We start from the raw sequence: 8031 nt of genomic DNA, 5'->3' as shown, positions 1-8031 counted from the left end.
GGAAGTTGGAGCGGGTAAGGGGAATCGAACCCCTCTAGCTAGCTTGGAAGGCTAGTGCATTACCACTATGCTATACCCGCGACCGGCCATAGGCCGTTAGAAGCGCCGCTATTGCCATTATACGGCCCTAGCGTCAACGCCCAGATTGCAAAAGAAAGGGCCGCAAAAGCGGCCCCTTCCAAAATTCATGATGTTTCTATCAATGTTTCTTGTCAGCCCAGATCGTTTTGTAGGACATCCAAGCAAGCACCGTGAAGACCAATAGGAAGCCAAGGGCTGCCCAACCGGCGCTCTTGCGGTTTTCCATCTTTGGTTCCGCAGCCCAGGTCAGGAATGCAGAGACGTCTCGCGCCATCTGTTCCTTGGTGGCTTTCGTTCCATCGTCATAGGTAACCTGATCATCGGAAACGATCGGTGGCGCCATTGCGATGTTCAGGTTCGCAAACCACGGGTTGAAGTGAAGACCGGCAGGTGTCGCCGCTTCAGGGAATTCCTTCAGCAGTTCTTTGCCTTCTTCGTTCTTGTAACCCGCTTGGTCACGATAGCCGAGCAGCAATGAATACAAATAAGCTGGGCCATTTTCACGCGCCTTTGTGATCAGCGAAAGATCTGGCGGAAGCGCATTGTTGTTGGCCGCACGTGCTGCAACTTCATTCGCAAATGGCGAAGGAATTTTGTCAGCAGGAATCGCTGGACGTGTCGCAGGCTCACCCGTTTCAGGGTTGATGCTTGGAACTTCGGTCTTCCACGCCTTTGCAATCGCTTTGACCTGTTCTTCGCTATAGCCCAAGGCCGCGAAATCGCGGAACGCGACCAGATTCAAGCTGTGGCAAGCGGCACAGACTTCAGCATAGACCTTCAAGCCACGCTGCAATTCACCGCGGTCATATTTACCCAACGGACCGTCATGGGCAAATTTGACTGGCAAAGACTCTTCGTGGAATTCCGCCTCAACCGTAGGAACGGCGGGTTCCTTGATCGCAGTGATGACGGTGTCCCCAAGGCCAAGCAACAGCATACCGCTGAAAAACAGGCCTACCAAAAAAGCAATTAAACGAACCATGATTATGCTTTCCCTGTTTTACGCAGCCGCTGGAAGCGGTTTGCCGGTGACGGCTTCGGTGATTGAATTTGGCAGCGGAAGCGGCCGTTCAATGCGCGAAACGATCGGCAAGATGATCAAGAAGTGAGCGAAATAGTACGCTGCCGCAAGCTGGCTGAGTACAACCCACTGGGTATATGGCGGTTTGCCGCCGCAATAGGTCAATACCAACAGACATGGGATCAGACCATACCAGAAGAATTTGCGGAACAATGGACGATAATGTCCCGAACGCACTGGTGATGTGTCCAACCAAGGCAGGAAGAACAACAGCAAGATCGAACCGAACATCGCAAGCACGCCCATCAACTTAGCTGGGATGAGGATGATGCCCGTGAACGGAATGCCGAAGTCGACCGTGAACGCCTTCAAAATCGCATAGAAGGGCAAGAAATACCATTCAGGCACGATGTGCGCTGGCGTCGAAAGCGGGTTCGCCGGAATATAATTGTCCGGATGGCCAAGCATATTTGGCGCAAAGAAAGTGACTGCGACGAAGAAGATCAAGAAGACCCCAAGGCCGAAGCCGTCTTTTGCAGTGTAATATGGGTGGAATGGAACCGTGTCTTGCTCACTCTTTACGCTTACGCCCGTCGGGTTTGACGACCCTGGAATGTGCAATGCCCAGATGTGCAAGATGATGACACCAGCAATGACGAACGGCAGCAAATAATGCAGCGAGAAGAAGCGGTTCAGCGCAGCTTGATCTGGCGAAAAACCGCCCAAGAGCAGCTGGCGCAGCGGTTCACCAACCAATGGAATGGCGGAGAAGAAGCCCGTGATAACCTGCGCACCCCAGAAGCTCATTTGGCCCCATGGAAGCACATAGCCCATGAACGCGGTCGCCATCATCAACAAGAAGATGGTGACGCCCAGCAACCAGATCATTTCGCGCGGCGCTTTATACGAACCGTAGAAAAGACCGCGGAAGATATGGATGTAGACCACGATGAAGAAGAAGCTTGCGCCGTTCATGTGCGCATAGCGAATAAACCAGCCCGAGTTTACATCGCGCATGATATGTTCAACGCTGTTGAACGCGCCGTCGACACTTGCATAATAATGCATGGCCAACACGATGCCGGTCACAATCTGGATAACCAAAGCGACGCCCGCAAGGACGCCGAAGTTCCAGAAGTAATTGAGGTTGCGGGGTACCGGATATCCGGCGCCGACCGCGTTATATACAAGGCGTGGCAAAGGAAGACGTTCGTCGACCCATTTGCTCACCGTACCCTGCGGTTTATATTCTTGTGCCCAAGGGAAGCTCATCGCGTTTTAGCTCCTCAACCGATTTTGACGACTGTGTCAGAAATGAATGCGAATTCCGGAACGACGAGATTTGTCGGGGCTGGGCCCTTCCGGATACGTGCGGCGGTATCATAATGTGAACCATGGCATGGGCAGAAATAGCCGCCATATTCACCCTTAACTTCACCAGCGGCTGCACCAAGTGGTACGCAACCCAAATGGGTGCAAACGCCAAGGGTAATCAACCAATTTTCTTTGCCTGGCTTGGTACGATCCGCAAGGGTTTGTGGATCGCGCAGCGAACCAACATCAACCTTATTTGCTTCTTCGACTTCAGCAGGCGTCAGATTGCGGATGAACACCGGCTGTTTGCGCCAGCTGGTCTTAATGGACTGGCCTGGCTGAATAGCGGCAACGTCCACCTCGATGGAGGCGAGTGCCAGCACGTCGGCGCTTGCGCTCATCTGCGATACCAATGGCATTGCGACCGCTGCTGCACCTACGCCAGCAAAGCTGACCGCGGCGATGTGAATGAAGTCGCGGCGACGAACACCCGAACCTTCTGCGCCATCATGGCCATTGTCACCAGCCGCAGCGTGAGCCGCTACTGGAGCGGCCGCCGCAGCCGCCTTCTTTTTTACTGCCGGCTTTTTTACCGTGCCTTTTGTCTTTTTGACTGTCGACATAATCTGCCCTTTTTGCGTTGCGGCGGTTAGTCCGCAATAGCGTCGAAATCCCGTCTCTTCCCGAACTTGAAAGCCATTCGCCTTACAATTGGGTCGATTCAGCGGGCCTGATAGACGCCTTTAGGGGTTTTTGCCAACAGGGAATTTGGCAGTGCGTGTACCAAAGCGCGCCATGCCGATTGCATTTTGCAAAACCGGCGTAAATTCGCGGCTAATGCTTGCTTCTCGCAACATATTAAGCCTAAAGGGCGCGACTTTTGAATGAATATTGTTGGAGTAGATCGCATGGCGACACCTTGGACGCCGGATAGCTGGAGAAGCGCGACGGGCATTCATATGCCTGAATATAAGGATGCAGCAGCACTTGCCGCAACCGAAGAGACACTGCGCAACTATCCGCCGCTGGTTTTTGCAGGCGAGGCGCGCAATCTGACGGCTGACCTTGCCAAGGTGGCCGAGGGCAAGGCATTTTTGTTACAAGGCGGCGATTGCGCCGAAAGCTTTGCCGAATTTCATCCCAATAATATCCGCGATACATTTCGCGTCATTCTGCAAATGGCGGTTGTACTGACCTTTGCAGGCAAATTGCCGGTCGTGAAATTGGGCCGCATGGCTGGCCAGTTTGCCAAGCCACGCTCAACCCCGACCGAAACAATCGATGGCGTCGAACTGCCCAGCTATTTCGGCGATATTATCAACGACATTGAATTTGTTGCCGAAGGCCGCGAGCCTGACCCGACACGGATGATACGTGCGTATAGCCAGGCGGCGTCAACGCTCAATCTGCTGCGCGCGTTTTCCAACGGTGGGTACGCCAATCTGCAGCAGGTCAATGCGTGGACGCATGATTATATGGGCCGCTCGCCATGGGCGCAGAAATATAAAGAAACCGCCGACCGTATCAGCGAGGCGCTGGCTTTCATGGAAGCCTGCGGCATCACGCCAGAAACTGTCCCGCAGATTAAGGGCACAAGCTTTTACACGAGCCATGAGGCATTGTTGTTGCCGTATGAGCAGGCAATGACCCGTCAGGACAGCCTGACCGGCGATTGGTATGATACGTCGGCGCACTTCCTGTGGATCGGCGACCGCACCCGCTTTGACGGTTCGGCGCATGTCGAATTCTTACGCGGCATCGGCAACCCAATCGGTATCAAATGCGGACCAAGCCTTGAACCCGACGCGCTGTTGCGCATGTTGGATGGGTTGAACCCGTCACGCGAAGCAGGCCGGATTACCCTGATCTCGCGTTATGGTTATGACAAGGTTGAGAGCGGATTGCCCACGTTGGTGCGCGCCGTCCAGCGTGAGGGACATCCTGTTATCTGGTCGTGCGACCCGATGCATGGCAATGTCGTTAAATCCGCCAGCGGATATAAAACGCGTCCGTTCGAGCGTATTTTGGCTGAAGTGCGCGGCTTCTTTGCCGTCCACCGTGCCGAAGGCAGCTTTGGCGGCGGCATCCATATTGAGATGACGGGCCAGAATGTCACCGAATGCACCGGCGGTGCGGTTGCCGTGACCGACGAAGGTTTGGCCGATCGGTACCATACGCATTGCGACCCACGCTTGAATGCCGCGCAATCGCTTGAACTCGCTTTCCTGTTGGCAGACATACTTAATCAGGAAATGACCGAGCGGGCGAAGAAAGCCGCATAAGCGTCCATCATCGCCTCATCCGGCTGTCCGCCAGATGCTCGGCCGGAACTAACGCGTATTGGCGATCGTTTCTAAGCGGTAGCCATAGCCGAAGACCGTTGAAATGCGAAAACCGTTTTCGGGCTGCAGGTTCAGCTTTGAACGCACGCGCGAGATATGCATGTCCAACGTACGCGTGGCCAAGGTCGCGGTCGTCCGCCAGATCGCCTCCATAAGATAATTGCGTGACAATGTGCGGTTGACATTGCGGAAGAAAAAGTCGGCCAATTCAAACTCTTTGGCCGTGAGTGCAATGATCTGCCCATTCACAAAGACCGTCTGTTCAATCCGGTTCAAGCGATAGTTGCCATATGTCGCTTCGGTATCAAAAGCGCCACCAATCGCGCCACGGCGTAATATGGCACTGATGCGCGCGGCGATAACCGAGCGGTCTTCTGGCTTACTGATATAATCCGCAGCTCCGGCATACAGTGCCTCGGCAATGTCGTTTTTCGCAGACCGGTTGGTGATCATCATAACCGGCGGTTGCTCGGGCAGCGTCTCTTGCATCCATTTCAGAATCTCGAGACCATCTTTGCCGGGCAAGTTCCAATCGAGCATCAGCAAATCAAATGGGTCGCTGACCAAGGTCCGCATAAGGGCGTTACTATCGGTATATCCAACCGCAGCGTGGCCAAGTTCTTCGACGATGGCTTTCAGATGATGAACCACCTCTGGCTCATCGTCCGCAATTACTACCCGCATATTTTAATCCACCCCTCAGCACGTTGCCGAATATCGGCGTCCGTGAGAAAAACATGCCGATAAACATTGAGTTACCAGACGTAGGTCCAAAACATTGACAATGTCTTACACTCGCGGATGAGGAGCGAAATTGGCGCGGATTGAGGAAATGGCTGGGGCGGCAGGGATCGAACCTGCGAATGGCGGCATCAAAAGCCGCTGCCTTACCGCTTGGCGACGCCCCAGCAAGCCAGCAATCTGGCCGATGTGCGCGGCTTATATCGTGCGAATCTCGTAGCGCAACAGCTTAATCGATGCGATGCACCCAACCATGGGTGTCTGCTGCCGCTCCGCGTTGGATATCCACAAGTTTTGTGCGGATTTGCTGGGTCATTTGCCCCGCGCCGCCCGCGCCAATGGTGAAGGCGCCTTGGGTGGATTTCACCGTGCCGACGGGGGTTACGACCGCCGCAGTGCCACAGGCAAAGACTTCAACAAGCCGTCCAGATTCGGCATCGGCGCGCCATTGGTCCATCGCATAGCGTTCCTCACGGACGGTCAGGCCTTGCGCGCGGGCAAGCGTGAGAACCGAATCGCGGGTGATGCCTTCCAAAATCGTGCCGTCGGTAGGCGGTGTCATCAATGATCCGTCATCGAACAGGAAAAACAGGTTCATACCGCCAAGTTCTTCGACCCAGCGATGTTCGGCGGCGTCCAGAAAGACGACCTGGTCACAACCCTCGCGAATGGCTTCGGATTGGGCGACAAGGCTTGCGGCATAATTGCCGCCGCACTTCGCTGCGCCCGTTCCGCCGCGTGCGGCACGGGTATATTGTTCCGATACCCAAATCGAAATCGCAGGAGCGCCGCTTTTGAAATAATTCCCGGCCGATGAGGCGATAACCATGAACAGATATTCCGCCGATGGCTTCACGCCCAGAAACACTTCGCTGGCGATCATGAAGGGGCGCAAATAAATCGATCCGCCATCGACCGGCGGAAACCAGTCTTTGTCGACCTGAACCAGTTGTTTGCACGCTTGCAAAAACATGTCTTCCGGCAGTTCGGGCATGGCGAGCCGCTTGGCCGACCGCTGGAAACGGCGGGCATTCTGCTCAGGACGAAACAGCGCCATCGTGCCGTCTGCAAGGCGATAGGCCTTTAAACCTTCAAATATTTCCTGCGCATAATGCAGCACCGCCGTCGCGGGATCGAGTGTGAGCGGCGCACGGGGCCCTACTTTTGCGTCATGCCAGCCTTCGGCGTCCGAATAGCGGATGGTGACCATATGATCCGTAAACACACGGCCAAAACCGGGATCGACAAGCCGCGCAGCCCGTTCAGCCGCATCAACAGGATTCGGATTAGCCTCAAATGGAAATGCGCCGGACGTCATAGTTGCTCTCGTCAGTTAGGGTCTTGCTTCGTCCTATGGGCTGGGCTTAGATACGTCAATATGGCTGCCCCATCTTCTGTATCTGCTGCGCCGACGGCGTCACCCTTGTTTCTGCGCGAGCATGAGGTGCGGCGCGGCGTTGAGCTTTTGTTTTTCGGCTATACGCGGCTGACGCGCGCTATAGACGACGGATTGGCCGAGCATGGCCTTGGCCGCGCGCACCATCGCGCGCTGTATTTCATCGCCCGCCAACCCGACCTGACGATTAGCGAATTGCTCAAAATTCTTGCGATCACGAAACAATCTTTGGGCCGGGTGCTGACCGACTTGGCGGAGAAAGAGTTGGTCGAAACGCGCGCGGGCGTGGTCGACCGGCGGCAGAAGCTGCTGCGTCTGACTGCAGAGGGTGTCCGCTTTGAAGCGCAGCTATTTGACGCACTGCGTACGAGCCTTGCGTCCGCTTATGCCGCAGCAGGACAGGAATCGGTCACAGGTTTCTGGCGCGTGTTGGAAGGGTTGATACCCGCAGAGGACAAGGCCATGGTTATCGCCTTGCAGAAGGATATTTGATGCGCGACACGCTTGCACGACTTGAACAGACCATTGCCCAGCGGTCGAACGCTGCGCCCGATAGCAGCTATGTGGCGTCGTTATTCGCCAAAGGGCGCGGTAAAATTGCGCAGAAAGTGGGCGAAGAAGCGACCGAAACAATCATCGCGGCGCTTTCGGGGGATGCCGGCCACCTGACCGCTGAAGCGGCAGACCTGCTTTTCCATCTGATGATCTTGCTCGCCGAAGGTGGCGTGGCGCTTGATGATGTGCTTGCGGAGCTTGACCGCAGGGAAGGCGTGTCCGGCCTCGTTGAAAAGGCCGCGCGCGAGTATTCTGGAGAATAAGATGCCGATTGATGCGACATTGCCGTACGATGACCAGAATATCTTCGCCAAAATCCTGCGCGGGGAAATCCCCTGCAAAAAAGTTTTTGAAGATGACTGGGCACTCGCCTTTCACGACATCAATCCGCAGGCACCGACGCATGTCCTCGTCATTCCCAAAGGCGCGTATGTCAGCTGGGATGATTTTAGCGCCAAAGCCAGCGACGCGGAAATCGCCGGATTCGTCCGCGCTGTCGGCCAAGTTGCGCGCGCATTGGGGCTGGTAGAACCCGGCTATCGGTTGCTCGCCAATATCGGAATGGATTCACATCAAGAGGT

Annotated in this window: 9 protein-coding genes and 2 tRNA genes; 4 read left to right on the top strand and 7 right to left on the bottom strand. The window is 55.3% G+C overall.

The window, feature by feature from the left end:
- Nucleotides 1-6 precede the first annotated feature (6 nt).
- The 4 genes from ACIQZK_RS10385 to petA form a co-directional block, all read right to left on the bottom strand.
- A tRNA-Gly gene (locus ACIQZK_RS10385) sits at nt 7-80 on the bottom strand.
- 119 nt (nt 81-199) lie between these two features.
- Nucleotides 200-1063 carry a cytochrome c1 gene (locus tag ACIQZK_RS10380; protein ID WP_395637190.1) on the bottom strand — a complete coding sequence of 288 codons (864 nt, stop codon included), beginning with the start codon at nt 1061-1063 and terminating at the stop codon, nt 200-202.
- A gap of 18 nt (nt 1064-1081) precedes the next feature.
- A complete protein-coding gene (locus ACIQZK_RS10375; RefSeq protein ID WP_397576062.1) occupies nt 1082-2374 on the bottom strand; it encodes a cytochrome bc complex cytochrome b subunit in 1293 nt (430 codons plus the stop codon).
- Between the two features lie 14 nt (nt 2375-2388).
- Nucleotides 2389-3039 (bottom strand): ubiquinol-cytochrome c reductase iron-sulfur subunit, encoded by a 651-nt coding sequence (gene petA / locus ACIQZK_RS10370; protein WP_395637199.1) that lies wholly within the window; start codon nt 3037-3039, stop codon nt 2389-2391.
- 285 nt (nt 3040-3324) lie between these two features.
- On the opposite strand from petA, the gene ACIQZK_RS10365 reads away from it, so the two are divergent.
- Complete coding sequence (locus ACIQZK_RS10365; RefSeq protein WP_397576061.1) at nt 3325-4698, top strand: class II 3-deoxy-7-phosphoheptulonate synthase; 1374 nt, start codon at nt 3325-3327, stop codon at nt 4696-4698.
- Nucleotides 4699-4746: 48 nt separating this feature from the next.
- Here ACIQZK_RS10365 and ACIQZK_RS10360 read toward each other — a convergent pair whose 3' ends face one another.
- From ACIQZK_RS10360 to ACIQZK_RS10350, 3 genes are all read right to left on the bottom strand, one after another.
- Entirely contained in the window at nt 4747-5442 is a 696-nt protein-coding gene (locus tag ACIQZK_RS10360) for a response regulator transcription factor (RefSeq protein WP_397576060.1), read from the bottom strand.
- A gap of 149 nt (nt 5443-5591) precedes the next feature.
- Nucleotides 5592-5666: transfer RNA gene (locus ACIQZK_RS10355), tRNA-Gln, on the bottom strand.
- 62 nt (nt 5667-5728) lie between these two features.
- On the bottom strand, nt 5729-6817 hold the full coding sequence (locus ACIQZK_RS10350; protein ID WP_397576059.1) for a branched-chain amino acid aminotransferase: 1089 nt from the start codon (nt 6815-6817) through the stop codon (nt 5729-5731).
- A 60-nt stretch (nt 6818-6877) separates the two neighbouring features.
- Here ACIQZK_RS10350 and ACIQZK_RS10345 point away from each other — a divergent pair, with 60 nt between their 5' ends.
- From ACIQZK_RS10345 to ACIQZK_RS10335, 3 genes are all read left to right on the top strand, one after another.
- Nucleotides 6878-7387: a MarR family winged helix-turn-helix transcriptional regulator gene (locus ACIQZK_RS10345; RefSeq protein ID WP_397576058.1), complete on the top strand. Its 510-nt coding sequence runs from the start codon at nt 6878-6880 to the stop codon at nt 7385-7387.
- Nucleotides 7387-7713, top strand: a complete 327-nt coding sequence (locus tag ACIQZK_RS10340; RefSeq protein ID WP_397576057.1) for a phosphoribosyl-ATP diphosphatase — start codon at nt 7387-7389, stop codon at nt 7711-7713. The genes ACIQZK_RS10345 and ACIQZK_RS10340 overlap by 1 nt, the downstream gene beginning before the upstream one ends.
- A 1-nt stretch (nt 7714) precedes the next feature.
- Nucleotides 7715-8031 (top strand): HIT domain-containing protein (locus ACIQZK_RS10335; RefSeq protein WP_397576056.1); only part of this gene is annotated, 317 nt, incomplete at its 3' end.

Origin of the sequence: Sphingorhabdus sp. (assembly GCF_044338195.1) — a bacterium.
Lineage (GTDB): Bacteria > Pseudomonadota > Alphaproteobacteria > Sphingomonadales > Sphingomonadaceae > Sphingorhabdus_B.
Note: the sequence above shows the minus strand (reverse complement) of the source record. Positions and strands in the feature narration are given on the sequence as shown.

Coding starts and splice junctions, on each gene's coding strand:
- ACIQZK_RS10375 (WP_397576062.1), bottom strand. CDS start 2,374: ATGAGCTTCCCTTGGGCACAAGAATATAAACCGCAGGGTACGGTGAGC.
- petA (WP_395637199.1), bottom strand. CDS start 3,039: ATGTCGACAGTCAAAAAGACAAAAGGCACGGTAAAAAAGCCGGCAGTA.
- ACIQZK_RS10340 (WP_397576057.1), top strand. CDS start 7,387: ATGCGCGACACGCTTGCACGACTTGAACAGACCATTGCCCAGCGGTCG.
- ACIQZK_RS10350 (WP_397576059.1), bottom strand. CDS start 6,817: ATGACGTCCGGCGCATTTCCATTTGAGGCTAATCCGAATCCTGTTGAT.
- ACIQZK_RS10360 (WP_397576060.1), bottom strand. CDS start 5,442: ATGCGGGTAGTAATTGCGGACGATGAGCCAGAGGTGGTTCATCATCTG.
- ACIQZK_RS10345 (WP_397576058.1), top strand. CDS start 6,878: ATGGCTGCCCCATCTTCTGTATCTGCTGCGCCGACGGCGTCACCCTTG.
- ACIQZK_RS10380 (WP_395637190.1), bottom strand. CDS start 1,063: ATGGTTCGTTTAATTGCTTTTTTGGTAGGCCTGTTTTTCAGCGGTATG.
- ACIQZK_RS10365 (WP_397576061.1), top strand. CDS start 3,325: ATGGCGACACCTTGGACGCCGGATAGCTGGAGAAGCGCGACGGGCATT.